At 67.1% G+C, this 22,238-nt stretch carries 19 protein-coding genes; 6 read left to right on the top strand and 13 right to left on the bottom strand.

The window, feature by feature from the left end; genetic code table 11:
- Positions 1-309: 309 nt before the first annotated feature.
- The 4 genes from AEB_RS17965 to aroC form a co-directional block, all read right to left on the bottom strand.
- Positions 310-2,484: a M3 family metallopeptidase gene (locus AEB_RS17965; protein ID WP_197714457.1), complete on the bottom strand. Its 2,175-nt coding sequence runs from the start codon at positions 2,482-2,484 to the stop codon at positions 310-312.
- 193 nt (positions 2,485-2,677) lie between these two features.
- Complete coding sequence (gene ahpF / locus AEB_RS17960; protein ID WP_119084345.1) at positions 2,678-4,267, bottom strand: alkyl hydroperoxide reductase subunit F; 1,590 nt, start codon at positions 4,265-4,267, stop codon at positions 2,678-2,680.
- A gap of 101 nt (positions 4,268-4,368) precedes the next feature.
- Positions 4,369-4,935, bottom strand: a complete 567-nt coding sequence (gene ahpC, locus AEB_RS17955) for an alkyl hydroperoxide reductase subunit C (protein ID WP_119084344.1) — start codon at positions 4,933-4,935, stop codon at positions 4,369-4,371.
- A gap of 545 nt (positions 4,936-5,480) precedes the next feature.
- Entirely contained in the window at positions 5,481-6,548 is a 1,068-nt protein-coding gene (gene aroC, locus AEB_RS17950; protein ID WP_119084343.1) for a chorismate synthase, read from the bottom strand.
- 284 nt (positions 6,549-6,832) lie between these two features.
- Here aroC and ruvA point away from each other — a divergent pair, with 284 nt between their 5' ends.
- Positions 6,833-7,435, top strand: a complete 603-nt coding sequence (gene ruvA / locus AEB_RS17945; RefSeq protein WP_119084764.1) for a Holliday junction branch migration protein RuvA — start codon at positions 6,833-6,835, stop codon at positions 7,433-7,435.
- 110 nt (positions 7,436-7,545) lie between these two features.
- Here the strand turns inward: ruvA and AEB_RS17940 are convergent, their stop codons facing one another.
- Entirely contained in the window at positions 7,546-7,881 is a 336-nt protein-coding gene (locus AEB_RS17940; protein ID WP_119084342.1) for a GIY-YIG nuclease family protein, read from the bottom strand.
- Between the two features lie 110 nt (positions 7,882-7,991).
- On the opposite strand from AEB_RS17940, the gene ruvB reads away from it, so the two are divergent.
- Together ruvB and AEB_RS17930 are read left to right on the top strand one after the other, a co-directional pair.
- The gene (ruvB, locus tag AEB_RS17935) at positions 7,992-9,023 is read left to right on the top strand and encodes a Holliday junction branch migration DNA helicase RuvB (protein WP_119084341.1); all 1,032 of its coding nucleotides are present in this window, start codon (positions 7,992-7,994) and stop codon (positions 9,021-9,023) included.
- Between the two features lie 214 nt (positions 9,024-9,237).
- Complete coding sequence (locus AEB_RS17930; RefSeq protein WP_119084340.1) at positions 9,238-10,383, top strand: PEP-CTERM sorting domain-containing protein; 1,146 nt, start codon at positions 9,238-9,240, stop codon at positions 10,381-10,383.
- A 126-nt stretch (positions 10,384-10,509) separates the two neighbouring features.
- On the opposite strand, the gene acnA is transcribed toward AEB_RS17930, so the two are convergent.
- Positions 10,510-13,185 carry an aconitate hydratase AcnA gene (gene acnA / locus AEB_RS17925; protein WP_119084339.1) on the bottom strand — a complete coding sequence of 892 codons (2,676 nt, stop codon included), beginning with the start codon at positions 13,183-13,185 and terminating at the stop codon, positions 10,510-10,512.
- A 166-nt stretch (positions 13,186-13,351) separates the two neighbouring features.
- Here acnA and AEB_RS18260 point away from each other — a divergent pair, with 166 nt between their 5' ends.
- Positions 13,352-13,519 (top strand): hypothetical protein, encoded by a 168-nt coding sequence (locus tag AEB_RS18260; RefSeq protein WP_172593161.1) that lies wholly within the window; start codon positions 13,352-13,354, stop codon positions 13,517-13,519.
- Here the strand turns inward: AEB_RS18260 and AEB_RS17920 are convergent.
- Positions 13,516-14,400, bottom strand: coding sequence for a DMT family transporter (locus tag AEB_RS17920; RefSeq protein WP_119084338.1), 885 nt, complete (start codon positions 14,398-14,400; stop codon positions 13,516-13,518). The genes AEB_RS18260 and AEB_RS17920 overlap by 4 nt on opposite strands.
- A 156-nt stretch (positions 14,401-14,556) precedes the next feature.
- Here AEB_RS17920 and AEB_RS17915 point away from each other — a divergent pair, with 156 nt between their 5' ends.
- Entirely contained in the window at positions 14,557-15,894 is a 1,338-nt protein-coding gene (locus tag AEB_RS17915) for a L,D-transpeptidase family protein (protein WP_119084337.1), read from the top strand.
- 33 nt (positions 15,895-15,927) lie between these two features.
- Here the strand turns inward: AEB_RS17915 and AEB_RS17910 are convergent, their stop codons facing one another.
- The 5 genes from AEB_RS17910 to ispG all read right to left on the bottom strand — a co-directional run bounded on the left by AEB_RS17910 (position 15,928) and on the right by ispG (position 19,695).
- Positions 15,928-16,614 (bottom strand): murein L,D-transpeptidase catalytic domain-containing protein, encoded by a 687-nt coding sequence (locus AEB_RS17910; protein ID WP_119084763.1) that lies wholly within the window; start codon positions 16,612-16,614, stop codon positions 15,928-15,930.
- Positions 16,615-16,683: 69 nt separating this feature from the next.
- Positions 16,684-17,619 (bottom strand): hypothetical protein, encoded by a 936-nt coding sequence (locus AEB_RS17905; protein WP_119084336.1) that lies wholly within the window; start codon positions 17,617-17,619, stop codon positions 16,684-16,686.
- A gap of 100 nt (positions 17,620-17,719) precedes the next feature.
- The gene (locus tag AEB_RS17900; RefSeq protein WP_231958821.1) at positions 17,720-18,238 is read right to left on the bottom strand and encodes a retropepsin-like aspartic protease family protein; all 519 of its coding nucleotides are present in this window, start codon (positions 18,236-18,238) and stop codon (positions 17,720-17,722) included.
- Between the two features lie 56 nt (positions 18,239-18,294).
- On the bottom strand, positions 18,295-18,540 hold the full coding sequence (locus tag AEB_RS17895; RefSeq protein WP_119084335.1) for a hypothetical protein: 246 nt from the start codon (positions 18,538-18,540) through the stop codon (positions 18,295-18,297).
- Positions 18,541-18,546: 6 nt separating this feature from the next.
- The gene (ispG, locus tag AEB_RS17890) at positions 18,547-19,695 is read right to left on the bottom strand and encodes a flavodoxin-dependent (E)-4-hydroxy-3-methylbut-2-enyl-diphosphate synthase (RefSeq protein WP_119084334.1); all 1,149 of its coding nucleotides are present in this window, start codon (positions 19,693-19,695) and stop codon (positions 18,547-18,549) included.
- A gap of 193 nt (positions 19,696-19,888) precedes the next feature.
- Between ispG and AEB_RS17885 the strand changes: the two genes are divergently transcribed.
- The gene (locus AEB_RS17885; RefSeq protein ID WP_231958820.1) at positions 19,889-21,685 is read left to right on the top strand and encodes a cation:proton antiporter domain-containing protein; all 1,797 of its coding nucleotides are present in this window, start codon (positions 19,889-19,891) and stop codon (positions 21,683-21,685) included.
- Here AEB_RS17885 and AEB_RS17880 read toward each other — a convergent pair.
- On the bottom strand, positions 21,682-22,215 hold the full coding sequence (locus AEB_RS17880; RefSeq protein WP_119084333.1) for a GNAT family N-acetyltransferase: 534 nt from the start codon (positions 22,213-22,215) through the stop codon (positions 21,682-21,684). The two genes, AEB_RS17885 and AEB_RS17880, sit on opposite strands and share 4 nt — an antisense overlap.
- Positions 22,216-22,238 lie beyond the last annotated feature (23 nt).

The raw sequence follows: 22,238 nt of genomic DNA, 5'->3' as shown, positions 1-22,238 counted from the left end.
TCTTCAGCGGCCACTTACCTCGTCATTGCCCCGGTATTTCACTCACGTCGTCATTCCCGCGAAGGCGGGAATCCATTGGGACGCCGGCGATAACCGCCCTGGATCCCCGCCTGCGCGGGGATGACGAAGGGGGCGGAGCAGCACCCTCCTCAACCTATTTCATCCCCCGCTCGTCCTGAGCCTGTCGAAGGACGTGCTCGAGGTTTGCGGCGGGGGAGGGGTTGGTACGCATGCTTCGACAGGCTCAGCATGAGCGGGGTGGGAGAAGGCGGGGGCGGCCACGCTCCCCCCCCTTCCATCATTGCCCGCTTACTGCCCCGCAGGCAGCATCCCACGCTTGCGCAGCAGCGGGGCGACCTGCGGGTCCTGCCCGGTCAGCTCGCGGAACGCGTCATTATAGTCCAGCGTGCCCCCGCGCGAGAGGATGACCTGCCGGAACTTGTCGCCATTGGCGCGGGTCAGGCCGCCATTGGCCTCGAACCATTCGCCCGTGTCGGCGGCAAGCATTTCGGTCCACAGATAGGCATAATAGCCCGCGGCATAGCCGCTGGCCCAGATATGGCGGAAATAGCTGGTGCGATAGCGCGGCGGCACGATATCGGTGTGGAGGCCGGTGCCCGCCAGCGCCTGCGCTTCGAACCCGGTGACATCGGTGGGCGTCTGGCCTTCGGGCAGATCGTGCCAGCGCATGTCCAGCATGGCCGCGGCCAGCGTTTCGCCCAGCGCATAGCCCTGGTTAAAGGTCTGCGCCGCCTGCACCTTCTTCAGCAGCGCGGCCGGAATCGGCTCACCCGTCTGGTAGTGCTTGGCGTAATTGGCGAGGACGCTGGGCTCCACCGCCCATTTCTCGTTCGCCTGCGAGGGGAATTCCACGAAATCGCGTGCCACTGCCGTGCCGGAGAGCGAGGGATATTGCTGATCGGCGAACATGCCGTGCAGCGCATGGCCGAATTCGTGGAACATGGTCTCGACATTGTCGAAGCTCACCAGCGCCGGCGCGCCCTCGGCCGGCGGCGGGATGTTCAGCACGTTGTAGATCACCGGCTTTTCATCGAACAGGCGCGACTGATCGACCAGGTTCGACATCCACGCGCCGCCCTGCTTGTTGTCGCGGGCGTAGGGATCGAAATAGAACAGTGCCAGCTCCGACCCATCCTTGTCATAGACGGTATAGACCGACACCGTCTTGTCCCACACGGGGATGTCGGTACGCTTCTTGAAGGTCAGCCCGTAGAGCTTGTTGGCGGCGAAGAACACGCCGTCTTCCAGCACGCGATCGACCTGGAAATACTGCTTCAGCTGGTTTTCGTCGTAATCGTAATCCGCCTGGCGCACCTTGGCGGCGTAGTAATCCCAATCCCACGGCTGCACGGTGAAATTGCCGCCTTCGGCCTTGATGAGGGCGTTGATGCGCGCCGCTTCCTTTTCCTGCGTCGCGGCGGTGGGGCCGGCGAGGCCCTGCATGAACTTGATTGCCACTTCGGGCTTTTCGGCCATGCTGTCATACATCTGATATTCGGCGAAATCGGGATCGCCGAAGAGGGCTGCCTTGCGCGCACGCAGGGCAGCCATTTCCTTCACCAGCGGGCGCGTGTCGTTGGCGCCGGACAGGGCGCGGTTCCAGCTCGCCTCATACAGCGCCTTGCGCGTTGCGCGATTGTCGAGCGAGGCGAGCAGCGGCTGCTGCGTGGTGTTCTGCAGGGGCAGCACGAACTTGCCCTCCAGCCCGCGTTCGCGCGCGGCCTTGGCGGCGGCGGCAATCTCCGCCTCGCTCAGCCCGGCCAGCGCCTCGCGGCTGTCCACCACCAGCGCGCCTTCCTTGGTCGCTTCGGTCAGCTGCTGCGAAAAGCTGGTGCTGAGCGCCGACAGGCGCGTGTTGATCTCGCGCAGCTGGGCCTTGGCCTCGGGCGAAAGCTGGGCGCCGGCGTGGACAAAGTTCTTGTAGGTTTCCTCCAGCAGCTTCGCGTCTTCGGGCGTCATGCTCATCGCGGCGCGGTTGTCATACACCGCCTTCACCCGGGCGAAGATCGCATCGTTGAGGAACAGCGCGTCGCGATGGGCGGCGAGCTGCGGGGAATATTTGCTGTCGATCGCATCCAGCGCGTCATTGGTGACGGAGCCGGTCAGCACGTTGAAGGCGGTGCCCACGCGAGAGAGCATGCGGCCGGAGCGTTCCAGCGCCACGATCGTGTTGGAGAAGCTCGGCGGCTCGGGATTGGCGGCGATCGCGTCCCATTCGGCCTGCTGGATGCGCATCCCCTGCTCGAAGCCGGGGCCGAAATCCTCCGCGGCGATGCGGCTGAAATCGGGCGCGTGGAACGGCAGGGTGGAGCGTGCGGCGAACACACCGGTGGCGGGCGGCACATCCGCCGGCGGGGTGGAGGAGGCGCTGGCCATTCCGGTGGCTCCTTCGCTGGCGGTGGTGCAGCCGCCGAGCGCCAGGGCGCCGAGGGCCGATGCGATCAGCAGGGTCGATTTGGGCAAGGGTGGTCTCCTGTCACGGGTCCGTGCCGCGCCCGGAGGAAGAAAGGGGCGGCTGGTCTGGGGCCGCTTCCCGCGGGAAGCCGGCAGCCCGGCCCTTCAAGCAGGATTTGATTGCCAATGAAACCGTCAATCCACCCGCGGTGGGCGGGGGGCGCGGCCGGGCGGGGGACATGACGCCCCCCGCCTGCACCTGTCAGGCCGCCTGCGCGATCTCTTCCACCGCCTCGTTGCGGATCAGGTAATCGAAGGCGGACAGCGCCGCCTTGGAGCCTTCGCCCATGGCGATGATGATCTGCTTGTAAGGCACGGTGGTGCAATCGCCCGCCGCGAACACGCCGGGCAGATTGGTGGCCGCCTTGCCGTCCACCGCGATCTCGCCGAAGCGGGTCAGCTCCACGCCGGAATCCTTGAGCCATTCGGTGTTGGGCACCAGGCCGATCTGGACGAACACGCCCTCCAGCTCCACCTTGCGCTCCTCACCCGTCTCGCGGTTCTTGTAGACGAGGCCGTTCACCCGCTCGCCGTCGCCCGTCACCTCGGTGGTCTGGGCGGAGACGAGGATGTCGACGTTCTTGAGGCTGCGCAGCTTGTCCTGCAGCACCTGGTCGGCGCGCAGCTTGCTGTCGAATTCCACCAGCGTCACATGGCCGACGATGTTTGCAAGGTCGATCGCCGCTTCGACGCCGGAATTGCCGCCGCCGATCACCGCCACGCGCTTGCCCTTGAACAGCGGGCCGTCGCAATGCGGGCAATAGGCGACGCCGCGGTTGCGATATTCGAACTCGCCCGGCACGCCCAGGTTGCGCCAGCGTGCACCGGTGGAGAGCACGAGGGACCGCGCTTTCAGCGAGGCGCCGTTTTCGAACACCACTTCGTGCAGGCCGCCCGGCGCCGAAGCCGGGATCAGCTTCTCCGCCTTCTGCAGGTTCATCACGTCGATGTCATATTCGGCCACATGCGCTTCCAGCGCGGCGGCGAGCTTCGGGCCTTCGGTGTAAGGCACGGAAATGAAGTTCTCGATTCCCATGGTATCGAGCACCTGCCCGCCGAACCGCTCCGCCGCCACGCCGGTGCGGAAGCCCTTGCGCGCGGTGTAGATCGCGGCCGAGGCGCCGGCCGGCCCGCCGCCGACCACCAGAACCTCGAACGGGGCCTTCTCCGCCAGCTTGGCCGCCGCCCGGGCATGGGCATTGCCGTCCAGCTTGGCGATGATTTCCTCCACGCCCATCTTCCCGCTGGCGAACATCTCGCCATTGAGGAAGGTGGCGGGCACGGCCAGCACGTTGCGCGCTTCCACCTCGCTCTGGAAGGCGCCGCCTTCGATCAGCGTGGCCGTGATGCGCGAATTGTTGAGCGCCATCAGCGTCAGCGCCTGCACCACGTCGGGGCAGTTGTGGCAGCTGAGCGAGAAATACATCTCGAAATTATAGTCGCCTTCCAGCGCGGCGATCTGGTCCAGCACGTCCTGCTCCACCTTGGGCGGATGGCCGCCGGCCCACAGCAGGGCCAGCACCAGGCTGGTGAATTCGTGCCCCATGGGCAGGCCGGCGAAGCGCACCCACTTTTCCGCGTCGGATGCGCGGCGGATGACGAAGCTGGGCCGGCGATCGTTGTCACCGTCGAAACTGGCGGAAACCTTGTCGCTCAGTGCGGCGATCTCTTCCAGCAGCTCGCGCGTCTGGGCGGACTTCGCATCGTCGCCAAGCGAGGCGACGAGCTCGATCGGCTCGCGCAGATTGCCGAGATAGGTCTTGAGCTGTTGCGTCATAGTGGCGTCGAGCATTGCGATAATCCTCTGGAGTGAAAGGTGTGGCCCGGGGCGGAGGGGGGAGGGACGCCCCGGGCCGGTGGCCCGCGCCCGAAGGCAGCGGGCCGGGACAAGCGTCAGATCTTGCCGACGAGTTCCAGCGAGGGAGTCAGCGTGTCGCTGTCTTCCTCCCACGCGGCCGGGCAGACCTGGCCGGGGTGGTTGCGCACATACTGCGCGGCCTTGATCTTGCGCACCAGCTCGGTGGCATTGCGGCCCACGCCTTCGCAGGTGATTTCCATGATCTGGATCACGCCATCGGGATCGATCACGAAGGTCGCGCGGTCGGCCAGGCCCATTTCCTCGCGCAGCACGCCGAAGTTCTTCGACAGCGTGTGCAGCTGGTCACCCAGGAAGGCATACTGGATCTTGCCGATCTTCTCGGAGGTGTCGTGCCAGGCCTTGTGGCTGAAATGCGTGTCGGTGGACACGCCATAGACTTCCACGCCCATGCCCTTCAGCGTGTCGTACTGCTTGCCGAGATCTTCGAGCTCGGTCGGGCAGACGAAGGTGAAGTCGGCCGGATAGAAGAAGAAGACGGTCCACTTGCCCTCGAGATCCTTCTCGGTGACGTCGAAGAAGTCCTTGCCGGTCTGGAAAGCGGTGGCCTTGAACGGTTTGATCGTGCTGCCGATGATACCCATGCGTAAAATCCCTCTCTGCTGGGGTGGAACATTCCGCAGTGGAGATAGGTGAGAGGGTCGATTCCTGCCAGTGAGGAGTCTCGATGGTGATGATAGAATAAATCAATCACAGCGAATTGATCGAAATCAACGATCATTGATGGGGTGCTGCCGGGGGGATGGGGTAGAGGGATGGGGGCGGCACCCTCACCGCCCGAACGCCCACCACATCCGCTCAGCCTGAGCTTGTCGAAGGCCCCGCGCCGCCGCTAGCCAAGAGCGCGTCCTTCGACAGGCTCAGGACGAGCGGGGAAGGGCGGAAAGGGCGGTTGCTCCATTGGATTCCCGCCTTCGCGGGAATGACGAACACGGGGAGGGCCTCTGCGGGCGGGAATGAGGCCGCCGAGGGCAGTTCCTCACCTCCGCACCGCCGCCCCTCACCTCGTCATCCGCCCCTCACTTCGTCATCCCCGCGAAGGCGGGGATCCAGGGCGGCTCGCACAACTTCACACTATCGAGCCACACACCCCCGCCAGCGCGGCGGGCGCGTAGCTCGCGCTATGCCATCACCCGCATTGCGCGCGGTGCAGCAGCTTGTGGTCGGCCAGCACCAGCGCCATCATCGCTTCCACCACCGGCGCGCCGCGGATGCCCACGCAGGGATCGTGCCGCCCCTTGGTGGCAAGCTGCGTCGCCTGCCCGTCGCGCGTGATCGTGTCCTGCGGGATCAGGATGGAACTGGTCGGCTTGAAGCCCACCCGCACCACCACCGGCTGGCCCGTGGCGATGCCGCCGGCGATGCCGCCCGCGTGGTTGGCGGAAAACTCGGGGCCGTTCGCGCCCGGATGCATGGGATCGGCATTTTCCTCGCCCCGCAGCCGTGCGGCGGCGAAACCATCGCCGATCTCCACCGCCTTCACCGCGTTGATGCCCATCATCGCGGCGGCCAGATCGGCATCCAGCTTGCCATAGACGGGGGCGCCCCAGCCGGCCGGAACGCCGGTGGCCACGCATTCCACCACCGCGCCCAGCGAACTGCCGGCCAGCCGCGCCTCGTCCACCAGCGCCGCCCAGCGTTCCGCCGCGGCGGGATCGGGGCAGAAGAACGGGTTGCGGGCGATTTCCGCCGGGTCGAAGGCTGTGCGGTCTATCGCATCGCCGCCGATTTCGCTGACATAGGCGGTGATCGAAACCTCCGGGATCACCAGCCGCGCCACCGCGCCCGCCGCCACGCGCGCCGCGGTTTCCCGCGCGCTGGAGCGGCCGCCGCCGCGATAATCGCGGAAGCCGTATTTCGCGTCATAGGCATAGTCCGCATGGCCGGGGCGATAGGCTTGCGCGACCTCCGAATAATCCTTCGATCGCTGATCGGTGTTCTCGATCATCAGGCTGATCGGCGTGCCGGTGGTTCTGCCTTCGAAGGTGCCGGACAGGATGCGCACCGCATCGGGCTCGCGCCGCTGGGTGGTGAACTTGCTCGTCCCCGGTCGCCGCGCATCGAGGAAGGGCTGGATCGCCGCTTCGCTGATCTCCAGCCCCGGGGGGCAGCCATCCACCACTGCGCCCAGCGCGGGGCCATGGCTCTCGCCCCAGGTGGTGAAACGCAGCACGCGGCCGAATGTGTTGACGCTCATGGCCCCGGCGCATGGCGCAAGCCGCGGCGTCTGTCCATATCGCCGCGGCGGCGGCCTTTCCTACCGCCCGCGCCACCAGCCATAATGCGGCCATGCCCCCGCGCCACGATCCTGCTCCGTCCGCCCCTTCGAGTGCGCGATTCCGGCCGCATGGATTTTTCTGCCATGAACCTTGTTCCAGCGTGTTCCAGCCCAGGCTTTCCGCGGGCTTCCGGGCCATCGCGGTTCGGGATAAGCCGCGATTGCCTCTGGCCAAATCGGCGCGGGGCGGGCAGGAACAGAACATGATCGCGAAGCTCAAGGGCGTGCTTGACGAAACCGGCCTGGACTGGGCGGTGATCGATGTTTCGGGCGTGGGCTATCTGGTCCACTGCTCGTCCAAGACGCTCGCCGCGCTGGGCGATGTGGGCGCGGCCTGCACCCTCTACACCGATCTGCAGGTGAGCGAGAACGACATGCGCCTGCTGGGCTTTGCCGATGGTGCGGAGCGGGACTGGTTCCGCCTGCTCACCCAGGTGCAGGGCGTGGGTAGCAAGGTGGCGCTGGCGATCCTTTCCGCGCTGAGCCCCGGCGAATTGCGCGATGCCTGCGCCGCGCAGGATGCCGCCACCGTCGCCCGCGCGCAGGGCGTCGGGCCGAAGCTGGCCGGGCGCATCGTCAACGAATTGAAGGACAAGGCGGGCGCGCTGCCCGGCGGCGGCACCGGCGGCGCGGTGCCCCGCATGCCGGCAGGTGGCGCGGATGCCGATGCCGTCTCCGCCCTGCAGAATCTCGGCTTCAAGCCGGCAGTGGCTGCCGCTGCCGTCGCCGCCGCGCAGGGCGAGCTGGGCGAAGGCGCGGGGCTGAACGATCTGGTCCGCGTGGCGCTGAAGAGGGCGGCGGGGTGATGGCGCGGTTTGCACTCCCTGAGCTGACCGAAGGATGGACCCTGAAACGAGTTCAGGGTGACGGTGAAGTGAGGCGGCCACCTAATCGGAATCGTCACCCTGAACTTGTTTCAGGGTCCATTCCGCCTCGTGCGCGGAGCAAGCGGGGGCAGGCCAAGGCCCGGCGCCAGGTCATGCCAGTCGGGATTCTCGCTCTGGATCAGGTTGATCTTCCACTCGCGATGCCAGCGCTTCAATTGCTTCTCGCGCGCGATGGCCAGTTCCATCGTGCCGAAGAGCTCGTAACGCACCAGCCGCTGGACGCCATATCGCGATGTGAAGCCCGGCACCGTGCCCTCGCGATGTTGCCACAGGCGCTTCGGCAGATCGGAGGTGACGCCGATGTAGAGCGTGCCGAAGGGTTCGCTGGCAAGGATATAGACGCAGGGGTTGCGCTCGATCGGCATGGCTCCGCGCCTGCCGGAGGATGGACCCTGAAACAAGTTCAGGGTGACGAAGCGGAGCAGGGCCGAATGCCCCCTCGGCTTTCGTCCCCCGCGTGCTACGGCCCCGCCGCATGAGCGACAGCGAACCCCTCCATTCCCCCCACCGCCAGCCGGAAGACCCGGACGCGGCGTTGCGGCCCAAGTCGCTTGGCGAATTCGTCGGGCAGGCTGCGGCGCGGGAGAATCTGCGCGTGTTCATCGAGGCGGCGCGCGGGCGCGGGGAGGCGATGGACCATGTGCTGTTCTTCGGCCCGCCCGGCCTCGGCAAGACCACTCTGGCGCAGATCGTGGCCAAGGAACTGGGCGTGGGCTTTCGCGCCACCAGCGGGCCGGTGATCGCCAAGGCGGGCGATCTCGCCGCGCTGCTGACCAATCTCGAACCCCATGACGTGCTGTTCATCGACGAGATTCACCGGCTCAATCCCGTGGTGGAGGAAGTGCTGTATCCGGCGATGGAGGATCGCGCGCTCGATCTCATCATCGGGGAAGGGCCATCGGCGCGCAGCGTGCGGATCGACCTGCCGCCCTTTACGCTGGTGGGGGCGACCACGCGGCAGGGGCTGCTGACCACGCCGCTGCGCGATCGCTTCGGCATTCCGGTGCGGCTGAACTTCTATACGGAGGCGGAGCTGCAGCAGGTGGTGGCGCGCGGGGCGCGGCTGCTGGGGCTGGCGGTGGAGCCGGGCGGGGCGCGCGAGATCGCCCGCCGTTCGCGCGGTACGCCGCGCGTGGCCGGGCGCTTGCTGCGGCGGGTGCGCGATTTCGCCCATGTGGCGGGCAACGGCACGGTTACCGCGGAAATCGCCGATGCCGCGCTCACCCGGCTGGAAGTGGATTCGCTCGGCCTCGATGCCATGGACCGGCGCTATCTCACCATGATCGCCGATATCTACAAGGGCGGCCCGGTGGGGGTTGAGACGCTGGCGGCGGGGCTTTCGGAGCCGCGCGACACGGTGGAAGAAGTGATCGAGCCCTATCTGATCCAGCTCGGGCTGATCGCCCGCACCGCGCGCGGGCGCTGCCTCAACGACTCCGGCTGGCGGCATCTCGGCCTGGCCCCGCCCACGGGTTCGCAGACCGGCTTGTTCGACCCGGGAAAGTAGGGCGAATATTCGCTAATGGCATTTTAACGGTTCCACTTCGGGACAATCTTGTTTCGGACGTGCTTCACAGGTGCGGATTCCGCCTTTGGGACAGGGAAAAGGCGGTCAAGACGATTGCAGAAAGGGCAATCGCGCGTGTTGGTGGCAGCAACGGGCAATGTCGGGGGGCCATCGGGGCCGGCCGGCGTGGCCAGCACGCATAGAGAGATTGCTCATGTCGGTACGTACGGCCCTTGCGAAATTGTCCGCCGCGGCGGCAGGTGGGGCGCTGGTGGGCGGCGGCGCGGTGCATGTCGCCGAACCGCAGATCGCCCAGGCCGCTTACAAGTCCGTGAAGGGCGAAAAGGCGCAGCCGATCCGCTATGTGAAGGAACGGCGCGTGGCCCAGCCCAAGCCCAAGCCGGCGCGGCGCCTGATCGAGAAGCCGGAGCCGCCCGTGGAAGAATATGCCATGGTGCCCGTGCCGCTGCCCCTGCCGCAGCTCCCGCCCCCGGCCCCTGTGGTGACCGGCGGAACGGGCGGCAGCGCGCCGGTGCTGCTCGGCGGATCGGGCGGCTGGGGCGGCGGTGGCGGCTTCGGCGGGGGATTCTTCGGCGGGTTCTTCGGCGGCGGCGGGGGCGGCGGCAGCGTGGAGGTCAGCACCACGACCACCACCGGCGGCGCACCGCCGATCGACATCGACATCGATAACAGCAACCACAATTCCAGCGGCGGCAGCTCCACCTCCACCACCACGGGCGGGGTCAGCACCTCGACGGGCGGGGTTAGCACGAGCACCGGCGGTGTGAGCACCAGCACGGGTGGCGTGAGCACGTCGACCGGCGGGGTAAGCACCAGCACCGGCGGCGTCAGCACGTCCACCGGCGGCGTGAGCACCACCACCACGTCGGGCAATGTGACGAGCACGACCACCTCGTCCTCCTCGTCATCCTCTTCCTCGAGCAGTTCGTCCTCAAGCTCGTCGAGCTCCAGTTCGTCCTCCTCGGGCGGCTCCGGCGGGCATCACGGATCGAGCGGCGGGCACCATGGTTCAAGCGGTTGGCACCATGGCTCCAGCGGCGGGCATCACGGCAGCTCAGGCAGCAGCGGGTCGTCCAGCTCGAGCAGCTCGTCCTCCGGTTCCAGCTCGTCCAGCAGCTCCGGCAATATGACCACCAGCACGAGCTCGTCGTCCTCCAGCAGCAGCTCGAGCTCCAGCTCCTCGTCTTCCTCCTCCTCGTCGAGTTCTTCGGGCAGTTCGGGCTCGTCCTCCGGCACGCAGGTTCCCGCGCCGCCGATGACGATCCTGTTCGGCGCCGGCGCCCTGGTCGCTTTCGCCCGCCGCCGCCGCAAGGGCAGCGCGGAGCGACAGGCGGCCTGAGGGCGCGACCCGACTTCCTGACGGGGGGCGGAGGGCGGCCGGCAGCGGCCGCCCTTCTTCGTTGGTGCATAAAAAAGGCCCCGCCGAGCGGGGCCTTTCCTTCATCCGATGCGCAAGGCCTTGGCCTCAGGCGGCGAGCTTCCTCAGCACATACTGCAGGATGCCGCCGTTGCGGTAATATTCCATCTCGTTCGCCGTATCGATGCGGCACTTGGCGGTGAAGGTGAAGCTCTCCCCATTGGGGCGCGTCACGCTCACTTCCACATCCTGGCCCGGCGTCAGCGTGGCGAGGCCGTGGATGGTGAAGCTGTCTTCGCCGGTCAGGCCCAGCGTCTCGCGCGTGTCGGTGCCGGTGAACTGCAGCGGCAGCACGCCCATGCCGACGAGGTTGGAGCGGTGGATACGCTCGAAGCTCTCCACGATCACCGCACGCACGCCGAGCAGATTGGTGCCCTTGGCCGCCCAGTCGCGGCTGGAGCCGGTGCCATATTCCTTGCCGGCCACCACGACCAGCGGCGTGCCGTCGGCTTGATGCTTCATCGCCGCATCATAGATAGCCATGACCTCACCCTTGTAGGTGGTCATGCCGCCTTCCACGCCCGGCACCATCTCGTTGCGGATGCGGATATTGGCGAAGGTGCCGCGCATCATCACCTCGTGATTGCCGCGGCGCGAGCCGTAGGAATTGAAGTCCGGCTTCGCCACCTGGTGGTCGAGCAGGTAGCGCCCGCCGGGGCTGTCTTCCTTGATCGAGCCGGCCGGGCTGATGTGGTCCGTCGTCACCGAATCGCCCAGGATAGCCAGCGGCTTCGCGGCCACGATGTCCGTCAGCGGTGCGGGCGTCATGCCCATGCCGTCGAAATAGGGCGGGTTGGCGATATAGGTGCTGCCCGCGCGCCACTGATAGGTGTCGGAACCGACCACATCGATCGCCTGCCAGTGCTCGTCGCCCTTGTAGACATCGGCATAGCGCGTTTCGAACATCTGGCGGTCGATCGAACCGGAGCGGATCTGGGCCACCTCGTCATTGGTCGGCCAGAGGTCCTTCAGGAACACGTCGGCCCCGTCCTTGTCCTGCCCGATCGGGGTGTCGATCATGTCGGTGGTGACCGTGCCCTTCAGCGCATAGGCGACCACCAGCGGCGGGCTGGCGAGGAAGTTCGCCCGCACATCGGGGGAGACGCGGCCTTCGAAGTTGCGGTTGCCGGAAAGGACGCTGGCCGCCACGATGTCATTGCCGTTGATCGCGGCGCTGATCGGCGGGGCCAGCGGGCCGGAATTGCCGATGCAGGTGGTGCAGCCGTAGCCCACGAGATCGAAGCCGATCGCGTCGAGGTGATCCTGCAGCCCGGCCTTCTTGAGATAGTCGGTCACCACCTGCGATCCGGGCGCGAGGCTGGTCTTCACCCAGGGCTTGGGCTTCATGCCGCGTTCGTTGGCCTTCTTGGCGACGAGGCCGGCGGCGATCAGCACATCGGGGTTGGACGTATTGGTGCAGCTGGTGATGGCTGCGATCACCACGTCGCCATCGCCGATGTCGTGGCCGGCCGTATCCACCGGCACGCGCTGCGGCGCATCCTTGTGATAGACGTCCTTGAGATCCTTGTTGAACAGCTCGTCCACCTGCGGCAGCACCACCTTGTCCTGCGGGCGCTTGGGGCCGGCGAGCGAGGGGACGACACTGGCGAGATCCAGTTCCAGCGTGCTGGTGAACACCGGCTCCGGCGCGGCGGGATCGAGCCAGAAGCCCTGTTCCTTGGCATAGGCTTCGACCAGCGCGATCTGGTCTTCCGCGCGGCCGGTGAGCCGCAGATATTCCAGCGTCTTGTCGTCAATGCCGAAGAAGCCGCAGGTGGCGCCATATTCAGGCGCCATATTGGCCAGCGTGGCACGATCGGCGAGGCTCAGCGTGGAGAGGCCGGGGCCGAAATATTCCACGAAGCGGCCGACCACGCCCTTGGCGCGCAGCATCTGGGTGCAGGTCAGCACCAGGTCGGTGGCGGTCACGCCTTCCTGCAACTGGCCGGTGAACTTGAAGCCCACCACTTCGGGGATCAGCATGGAAACCGGCTGGCCCAGCATGGCCGCTTCCGCCTCGATCCCGCCGACGCCCCAGCCCAGCACGCCCAGGCCATTGACCATGGTGGTGTGGCTGTCGGTGCCCACACAGGTATCGGGATAGGCGATGGTTTCGCCGCTCTCATCCTCGCTGGTCCACACGCATTGGGCGATGTGTTCCAGATTCACCTGATGGCAGATGCCGGTGCCCGGAGGCACGGCCTTGAAATTCGCCAGGCTCTTGGAGCCCCACTTGAGGAAGTCGTAGCGTTCGAAGTTGCGCTGATACTCCAACTCCACATTCTTCTCGAACGCCTTGGGATGGCCGAATTCGTCCACCATCACCGAATGGTCGATCACCAGATGCACCGGCACCAGCGGGTTGATCTTGGACGTATCGCCGCCCAGCTTCGCGATCGCATCGCGCATGGCGGCCAGATCGACCACGCAGGGAACGCCGGTGAAATCCTGCATCAACACGCGCGCGGGGCGATACTGGATTTCATTGCCCGTGACGGGGTTCTTCTGCCAGTCCGCCAGGGCCTGGATATGGTCGGTGGAAACGGTGAAGCCGGCATCTTCGAAGCGCAGCAGGTTCTCCAGCAGAACCTTCATCGAAAAGGGCAGGCGAGAGATATCGCCGATCTTTTCCGCCGCTTTGCGGAACGAGTAATAGGCGTAGCTTTTGCCGCCTACCTGCATCGTGCTGCGCGTGCCGAGAGTGTCCTTGCCGACCTGAGTCATACGGGCGAGATCCTTCCTGATGCTGATCCGGCTCCACAGGCGCGGCAGGAGGCCGGAAATTTGGCTTGGCAGTTGCGCGCTAGCAGGCGCAACGTCAAGGCTGCAAACGGCAACCGCGGCCTGCGGCGGCTGGTTTCGGCAACTGAATGCAAGGTGAGGGCGGCATATGGCGATTGGCGGACCCAGGAAGCGGCGCGAACCGCTCAACGTCTGGTTGATGGCGCTGGCGCTGGTGGCGGCGGCCTTTACCGGCGCGGCTCTGGGACTGGTGTGGCAATCCTCCGGCCTCGGCAGCGCCGCCGAAAGGCCGGCGGCGAAGGTGCCCGAAAGCTAGACGGCCGCAGGCTCGGGCCGCTTGCGCGGGGCGGCGATCCAGCAGGCGATCACGATCAGCACCGCCCCCGTCAGCACCGGCCAGCCCACGCCCTCGCTGAAGAACAGCCAGCCGAACAGCGCGGCCCACAGAAAGCCGGAATATTCCAGCGGCACCAGCGCCTGCGCTTCCGCCCGGGCATAGGCCCATGCGAACAGCATTGCGGCCGCCAGAGACAGCAGGCTGGCTCCGGCAATGTGCAGCAGCGCGGGACCATCCGGCAGGTGCAGGGCAATCGGGGCGAAGCCGATCAGCAGCACCAGCATCACGCCGTTCTGCCAGGTGGCGACTTCCCCCGGCTTGGCGAGGAGCGCCTGCTGGCGCTGTAGCACCAGGTTCCACGCATAAAGGATGGAGGACAGCAGCACGGAGGCTGCGCCCCACAGTGCCTCCGGATCGGCGGCGGGCATGCGCATGCGCCCGGCGCCGATTACCACCACGCCGGCAAGGCCCAGCAGCGAGGCGATACGGGCGCGGCGGCTCACCGTCTCCCCCAGCATCCAGGCAGCGAGATAGAGCGCGATCAGCGGCGCGGTGAAGGCCAGGGCGATGGCTTCGGCCAGCGGCAGCCGCGCGATGCCCCAGAAGAAGGTGAAGGCCATCGCGGTCAGCACCGCGCCGCGCAGCCAATGAAGCCGCATCGTCCGCGCGCTCGGCCTGCTCTTGCGGGTCAGGCGCCACGCCGGGCCGATCAGGGCGAAGCTGATTGCACTGCGCAGCAGCAGGGCGCTGTAGGCGCCGACCGCCAGCGTGCTTTCCTTCATCAGCGCGTCCATCAACGAATAGAGCGCCACGCCCGCGATCGTTGCGACGAAAGGAAAAATGTGACGATGACGTTCCACGGAACGCGCTCTAGTGCCCGGGGTTGATTCGGCAATGGAGGCATTGCGTCGCGATTCAGCCGGGAGAAAGCCCCCTTGCCGGATAAAGGCCGGCTCAGGGCATACAGGCGATCGCAGCGCGGTGCCGCAAGCAAGGCTTACAGGGCAATTTCATTGATGAAAATTTCGCAGACTTCCCTCCTCGCAGGCGCCGCCCTGCTCTCCGCACCTGCGGCGGGGCAGGACCTGCAGCCGGAGTCGGTGCTTGAACGCGATGCCGTGGAGGTCGTCTCGCGTCCGGTGCTGCAGGATGTGCCCACCGTTCCCGTGCCACTCTATCCGCAGGTGATGCACTGGCCGGCTGACCGGGCGCAGGCGCTGCTCGACGCGGTGAATGCGATCGGCGCCGAAGGGCTCGACCCCGCCGATTATCGTCCCGGGGCGCTGCAGGCGGCGGTCCAGCTGGGTGAAGGGCCCGAACTGGATGCGCTGGCGAGCCAGGTGTTCTCCTGGCTGGTGGAGGATCTGCGCGATGGGCGGACGCCCATGTCCGCGCGCACCCAGTGGTTCGTGGTCGATCCCGATCCCGATCTGCTTCCCACCGGCAAGCTGATGGAGCAGGCGCTGCGCAGCGGCGATGTGGCAGGCACGCTGGCCTCGCTCGATCCAACCCATCCCGATTATGACGCGCTGCGCACGGCGTTGGCCGAGACCCGCAAGAGTGATGCCGCACGCCGCGCCCTGATCCGCGCCAACATGGATCGCTGGCGCTGGCTCGCCCGCGATCTGGGCGGGCAGTATCTGATCACCAATGTGCCCGAATATCAGCTGCGGCTGGTGGTGAACAACAACATCGTGCGGACCTACAAGACGATCGTTGGCAAGCCCGGCCGCACCGCCACCCCGCAGCTTGCCGAAACGGTGGAGGGGGTGATCTTCAACCCCACCTGGACGGTGCCGCAATCCATCGTGAAGGGCGAAGGGCTTGGCACCAAGGTGCTGAACAATCCCGCCTGGGCGAAGCGGCAGGGCTACAAGGCGGTGAAGGGTGCCAATGGCTATATCGGCGTGGTGCAGCAGCCGGGGCCGACCAATTCGCTCGGCCAGATGAAGCTCGACATGCCGAACCCGCATGCGATCTTCCTGCACGACACGCCGGCCAAGGCGCTGTTCGACAATGACGACCGGGCGCTGAGCCATGGCTGCATCCGTACCGAGCGGGCGCTGGAGCTGGCGATGACCATCGCCATCCTGGGGCAGGGCGCCACGAAGGAAGAGGCGGTGGAGATTTCCCGCTCTGGCGAATACACCCGCGTGCCGGTGGTGAAGACCATGCCGGTCTACATCACCTATTTCACCATGGGCGGCGACCTCGATGGCAACATGGCCGCCTATCCCGACATCTACGGCCGCGACGCGCCCGTGCTGGCAAGCCTGAAGGCGCCGCGCGTGGCGGATCGCGCGCGGGTGACGAGCGAGAAGGTGGTGGAGATCGTGGACGATTTGCAGACCTGAAGGTGTTGCCTCAGGCTTGATCGGGGCGGCGGATCAGGCGTCCGCCGAATCCGGCTCCGTCTGCGGGCCGATCGGCTTCTGCGGCGGGCCGGCGACCTGCTTGCCGTTCTCGCCGATGCCGAGCCGGTCAGCATAGAGCAGGCGCCCGCCGGACAGGTGCCAAAGCGCCTCGCGGAAATCCTCCGGCCCCATGGCGAAGCAGCCGTTGGAGCGGCCGAGGCGGCCCCAGCGATCCACATGCGCCTGCGTGGCGTAATCGGCGGAATGCATCACGATCGCGCGTTCCAGCGCGTTGGAGTTCGCCGGATCGAGCCCGCCCAGGCGGATCGACGTGCCATAGCGGCCCTTGTACCATTCCCAGGTGATGAAGGCGCCGCGGCTGGTGGCGTTGGAGCCGACCACATTGGAAAAGCCGTTGAGCCAGCCATCGTGTTCGGGATCGGAGCCGAGGCCGTGGGCGACGAGGAAGCTGCGCACGCTCCCGTCTTCGAGATTGGCGAAATGGAAGCGCGGTATGCCCGAATGCACGCCGAAATCGGCAATGGCAGCGATGTCGCGGCGCCATAGTGCGCTGCCTGCGCGTTCCACCTCGCGGCGGGCGACCTCCAGAACGCGGCGCGCGCGCAGATCGCTGGTCACCGGCTGGGCGAAGAGCCGCGCAGGCAATGCCAGCGCCCCCGCCGCCGCGACCGCGGTCCCGATGAAATTGCGCCTGTTCATGCCGGAACTCATGCCTTCATATAGCACGGCCTGTCTAGCCGGAGCCTTAACGGTGGCGAGCAATCCGGCTCATCCCTGGAGCAGCCGGTCGATGGCGCGGCGGGAGGTTTCGGCATAGGTGCCGCCCGTGTGGCGGTGCGTGCCGATGAAATGCACGAAGGCCGCGTCGTCAGCCATGGGCTGGCCCCAATAGTTGAGATACCGGTCATAGGGCAGCAGCACCGGCGCCGGCTCGTTGGCGATGATGAAGTTGGACGCCACCTGCTCGCTGCCCCAGTCCGCCAGCTGGCCGCCCTTCTCCAGCGTGGGGCTGAGCAGGCGGATGAAGGCCGCCGCCAGTCCGCGCCCCGGGCCCCCGGCGGCAAAGCCCGCAAAGCCAGCGCAGCCCCGCACATAGCGCCAGTCCCGCCCCGGCGCCATCAGACCCAGCCGGCTTTCCATCACCGTCTGGATGTGGCCGCCCTGCGGCCCCTGGGGATAGACCCGGCGGGCAAAATCGCCGAGCGGTTCCACGCCGTGTTCCGCGTCGCCATCGCCCAGCAGGGTGAAGCTGCGGTTCATCGCAATTGCCTGCGCCACTTCCGGCACAGGGCCGAGCGTCACCGTGTCGCTATCGAGCTGCAGCCAGTATTCGCCTCCGCGCCGGTCGAGGATGGTCAGCAGCCGTTCCCAGCAGCCCCCGGTGGGAAAGCCTTCCACGCGGACGTCCGCCAATCGTAGCAGTTCCGGATCGCCGCAATGATGCGCCAGGATCGCCCGGTCCTGCGCCGTCAGCGTGCCGTCGTCGAGCAGGGCCACCCGCCCGCGGCGCAGTTCGTGCCACAGGCTCTTCAGCGCCACCAGATAAGGCAGCACCACCGCTGTGCCGATCATGGAGAACAGCACCAGCCCGTCCTTGCGCGGCTGGATCGGCGGCGTCTCCAGAATCGCGGCGATCGCTTCCGCATGGCGCGCAGCATCGCGCCGGCTGCGCCAGCGATAGGGGAGGATGCTCGCGACCTTCATGCCGGTGCGTATAGCCGATGATGGTTAAGCGCGCGTTGGCCCAGCGGCCGGGGTGCACCGCACCTGCGACCGGCCGAGTGCGCGGAACAGACCCCCCGGTTCATCCTCCCAGCGCCATTCCAGCGTCCGTGATCTCGATGCTGCCTGCGCGGCTGAGGAAGGACTGGCCGAGAAGCGAGACGTCCAGCCCTTCAGGAACGATCACCGCCTGCACGCCGTCCGCTTCCAGCCCACCGAGTTCCACCGCATCGAGCGTGACCGGCACGCCCAGAACCATGCCGTTGACGCCGCGTCCGACCGGGTGAATATCCGCTTCGTTCCAGGTGAGCCCCGCAGCTTCGGCATCGTTGCCCGTCAGCGCAATCACGCTGGCGCCGGTGTCCACCAGCATGCGCGACTCCGCCCCGTTGACGGTCACATCCGCGTAGTAATGCCCATCGGGGGCGCGTGGCAGCACGGTTTCACCGCTCATCCAGCCAGCTTCGGCGCCGCTCATCTGGGAAGCCCGCACAGCTTTCTCTGGTGCCTCGCCTGCCGTCATCGTCTCCGGGCGGCCGGGGTAAAACCACGCGGCCAGCGCAGCGGCGCAGATCAGCAGGATGAGAGGCCGGCCAGTCACGCCGGTATACTAGCGCGCGAGGGTTTAAGCGGGGGTAAAGCGCCGGCGCAGGGGCTTTACTCCTGCTCGTCCACTTCCAGGCGGCCGACCCGCAGGCGGTCGATGCGCGCTTCGCGCAGATGCAGGCGCCCGATCGATAGGCGGCCGATAGCCACCGCGCCGATCGCCACGGCGCCCATGGCAACGGCCCCGAGCGCGAAGGCGCCAAGCGCTACCGCCCCCGTGGCGCCGGCGCCGAGAGCCCGGGCACCTTCGGCGCTGGCGACCGGGCCGATGCGAAAGAGCCGGATAAGCCTGGCCATGCGCCGCTATTCCGCCGCTTCGGCCGGTGCGTCGTCCGCCTTGCCGGCGTCGGTCATGCCCATTTCGATTTCCGCCGCCTTGCGCTCCACCAGCGAGACGATGTGATCGAGCATCTGGTCGCTCTGCACGTGGTGGTCGGTCACGCCCGAAAGATAGACCATGTGCTTGCCGGCGCCGCCGCCGGTGATGCCGATGTCGGTCTCCCGCGCTTCGCCCGGTCCGTTGACCACGCAGCCGAGGACGGAGAGCGAGAGCGGCGTCTTGATGTGCTGCAGCCGCTCTTCCAGCGCCGTGACGGTGCGGATCACGTCGAATCCCTGCCGCGCGCAGGACGGGCAGGAGACGACGCGAACGCCGCGCGTCCGCAGGCCGAGGCTCTTGAGGATCTCGAAGCCGACCCGCACCTCCTGCTCCGGCTCCGCCGAAAGCGAGACGCGAATGGTGTCGCCGATGCCGGCCCACAGCAGATTGCCGATGCCGATCGAGCTTTTCACCGTGCCGCCGATCAGTCCGCCGGCTTCGGTGATGCCCAGGTGCAGCGGGCAATCCACCGCTTCGGCCAGGCCCATATAGGCCGCCACGGCAAGGAACACATCGCTCGCCTTCACGGCCACCTTGAATTCGTGGAAGTCGTGATCCTGCAGCAGCTTGATATGATCCAGCGCGCTTTCCACCAGCGCTTCCGGGCAAGGCTCGCCGTATTTTTCCAGCAGGTCACGTTCCAGCGAACCGGCATTCACGCCGATGCGGATGGCGCATCCGTTGGCCTTGGCCGCGCGCACTACTTCGGCCACGCGTTCGCTGCTGCCGATATTGCCCGGATTGATGCGCAGGCAGGCCGCGCCGGCATCGGCGGCCTCGAGAGCGCGCTTATAGTGGAAGTGGATGTCGGCGACGAGCGGCACGCGGGCCGCGCGAACGATCTCGCGGAAGGCCTTGGTGCTTTCCACATCCGGGCAGGAGACGCGGATGATGTCCGCCCCCGCCTCCTCGCAGCGGCGGATCTGGTCGATCGTGGCGCGCGCATCGGACGTGGGCGTGTTGGTCATGGTCTGCACCGTGATCGGGGCGTCACCGCCCACGGGCACGGTCCCGACCATGATCTGCCGGCTCTTGCGGCGCTCGATATCGCGCCAGGGTCGTATGGAAGACATGGCACCTACTATAGGCACTTGGCGTGACGGGTGAAAGGCATTGCGGCGCGCGCGGGGGATTGCCTCCCGTCCCGCCCTGGGCGACAGCGCCGGCCAGGCCCGCCGCGCCGCTTCGCACCGTCCGGGCAGTTGCTGCCTTGTGCCTGGCAGCGGCGGCGGGCATGCTGCTGCTCTTCCGCAGATGGAAATACCTATGAACATGCTTGCCGCCGGCGCCGAAGCAGCAAAGGAGACCGCGGCCGGCGCCCATATGCTGATGGATGGCTTCATCATGCTCGCGGCGGCGCTCGTCTTCGTGCTGCTGTTCCGCCGCATGGGACTGGGCGCGACCCTGGGCTATCTCGTCGCCGGGGCCGTGGTCGGGCCGCAGGTGCTCGGGCTGGTGGGCGATGCGGAAGGCATACTGAGCTTTGCCGAACTGGGCATCGTGCTGCTGCTGTTCGTCGTGGGCCTGGAACTGAACCCGGCGCGGCTGTGGCGCATGAAGCGGGAGATCTTCGGCCTCGGCCTGCTGCAGGTGGCGCTGTGCGGGCTCGCGATCACTGCGCTGATTCGGCTGTCCACCGACTTTACACCCGCCGCCGCACTGGCGCTGGGGCTGCCGCTGGCGCTGTCCTCCACGGCGCAGGTGCTGCCGATGCTGCAATCGGCCGGCCGCCTGCGGACGCCCTTTGGCGAACGGGCCTTCGCCGTCCTGCTGTTCCAGGATTTGTCGATCATCCCGCTCATCACGATCATCGCCGCGCTCAGCCGCAATCCGGCGGACACGGGCGGGCCGGCCGGCTGGGTGCTGGCGCTGATGACGCTGGCCGCCATGGCCGGGCTGATTGCCGCCGGCCGCTTCGTGATCCGGCCCCTGTTCGGTCTCATCGGCGGACTGGGGGAGCGGGAGCTGTTCATCGTCGCAGCGCTGTTCACCGTCGCCGCCTCGGCCGCGCTGATGGAGGCGCTGGGCCTCTCCACGGCGCTCGGCGCCTTCATCGCGGGCGTAATGCTGGCCGACAGCCCCTATCGCCACGAGCTGGAGGCGGATGTCGAACCCTTCCGCTCCATCCTGCTCGGCATGTTCTTCCTTGCCGTGGGCATGATGCTCGATCTCGGCGCAATCGCAGAGCGGCCGCTGTTCGTGTTCGGCATGGCGGCGGGGCTGATCGCGGTGAAGGTGGCGGTGATCGTGGGCATCGGCCTCGCCTTCAAGATGCGCTGGCGGGCGGCGCTGGCGCTGGGCCTGCTGCTGAGCCAGGGGGGCGAATTCGGCTTCGTGCTGTTCGCCCAGGCGCGCGATGCGCTGCTGATCAGCGAAAGCGCGTCCAGCATATTCAGCGCGGTGGTGACGCTGTCCATGGCAACCACGCCGTTCCTGATGGCGGCGACCACGCGCATCCGCCGCCAGCCCATGCCCGATGCCGGCACGCGGGAGGAGCCGAGCGCGCAGACCGCCAATGCGCTGGTGGTTGGCTATGGCCGTTTCGGCCAGACCGTGGCGCAGACGCTGATGGCGGGCGGCATCACGGTGACGCTGGTGGACCGCGACGTGGAGATGATCGACACCGCCGGCGAATTCGGCGCCAAGGTCTATTTCGGGGACGGTACGCGCCTTGATCTGCTGCGGCAGGCCGGGGCGGGCGAGGCACAGCTGATCCTGTTCTGCATCGATCGCGATCAGGTGGATGCCGATCTTGTGCGGGCGGTGAAGGATGCGTTCCCGCAGGCCTATGTCTATGTGCGGGCCTTCGATCGGCGCAGCGTGATGGCGCTGTATGGCAGCGGGGCCGAATTCGTGGTGCGCGAAGTGTTCGAATCGGCCGTTCGCATGGCGCGGTTGGGGCTGGACCGGCTCGGCCTGTCCGAACAGCAGATCGAATCGGCGGTGGACAGCTATCGCTCGCGCGACAAGCAGCGGTTGATGAAGCAGTCGGAAGCGAATGACCTCTATGCCGCGCGCGAGATCATGGTGACGGAGCCGCAGATCCCGCGCGACGAGGACTAGCCGCCAGCCAGCGGCAGTTCGTAGAGAAACTCGTCATCGCGGTGATTGCCCACCCAATAGTCGATATCGGCGACATGGCGAAAGCCGTAGCGCTGATAGAAGCGCTGGGCGCCGAAGTTCTCGCTGAACACGGATAGCTGCAGCGCATCGGCGCCCCACTCCCGCGCCCGCGCGATCGCTTCCTCGAGCAGCGCCGCGCCGATGCCTTTGCCGGTCGCGCCGATCCCGCAATAGAGCTGGCTCAGGAAAGCGGGCCGGGCCGGCTGCGGAGGTGGGCGTTCGGGCAGGCCCTTGCCGAGCACCATCAGCGCATAGGCAGCCAGCTCGCCGTCCACGAAGGCCAGGCGAAGATGGGTGAGCGGATCGGCGATCGCCGCGCGATACACCTCTTCGCTCCGCGCCTCGGCGAAGAAGGCGGCCATGTCTTCCGGCTGGTAGAGATGGCCGAAGGCGGTGTCGAACGCCTGTCGCCCGAAGGCAGCCAGCATCGGCGCGTCATCGCCGGTGGGATTGCGCAGTTCCGCCGCCATCAGCCCGCGCTCGTCCCGCAATG

It is taken from the genome of Altererythrobacter sp. B11, from assembly GCF_003569745.1.
Lineage (GTDB): Bacteria > Pseudomonadota > Alphaproteobacteria > Sphingomonadales > Sphingomonadaceae > Croceibacterium_C.
This window is presented reverse-complemented; position numbering and strand designations above follow the sequence as displayed.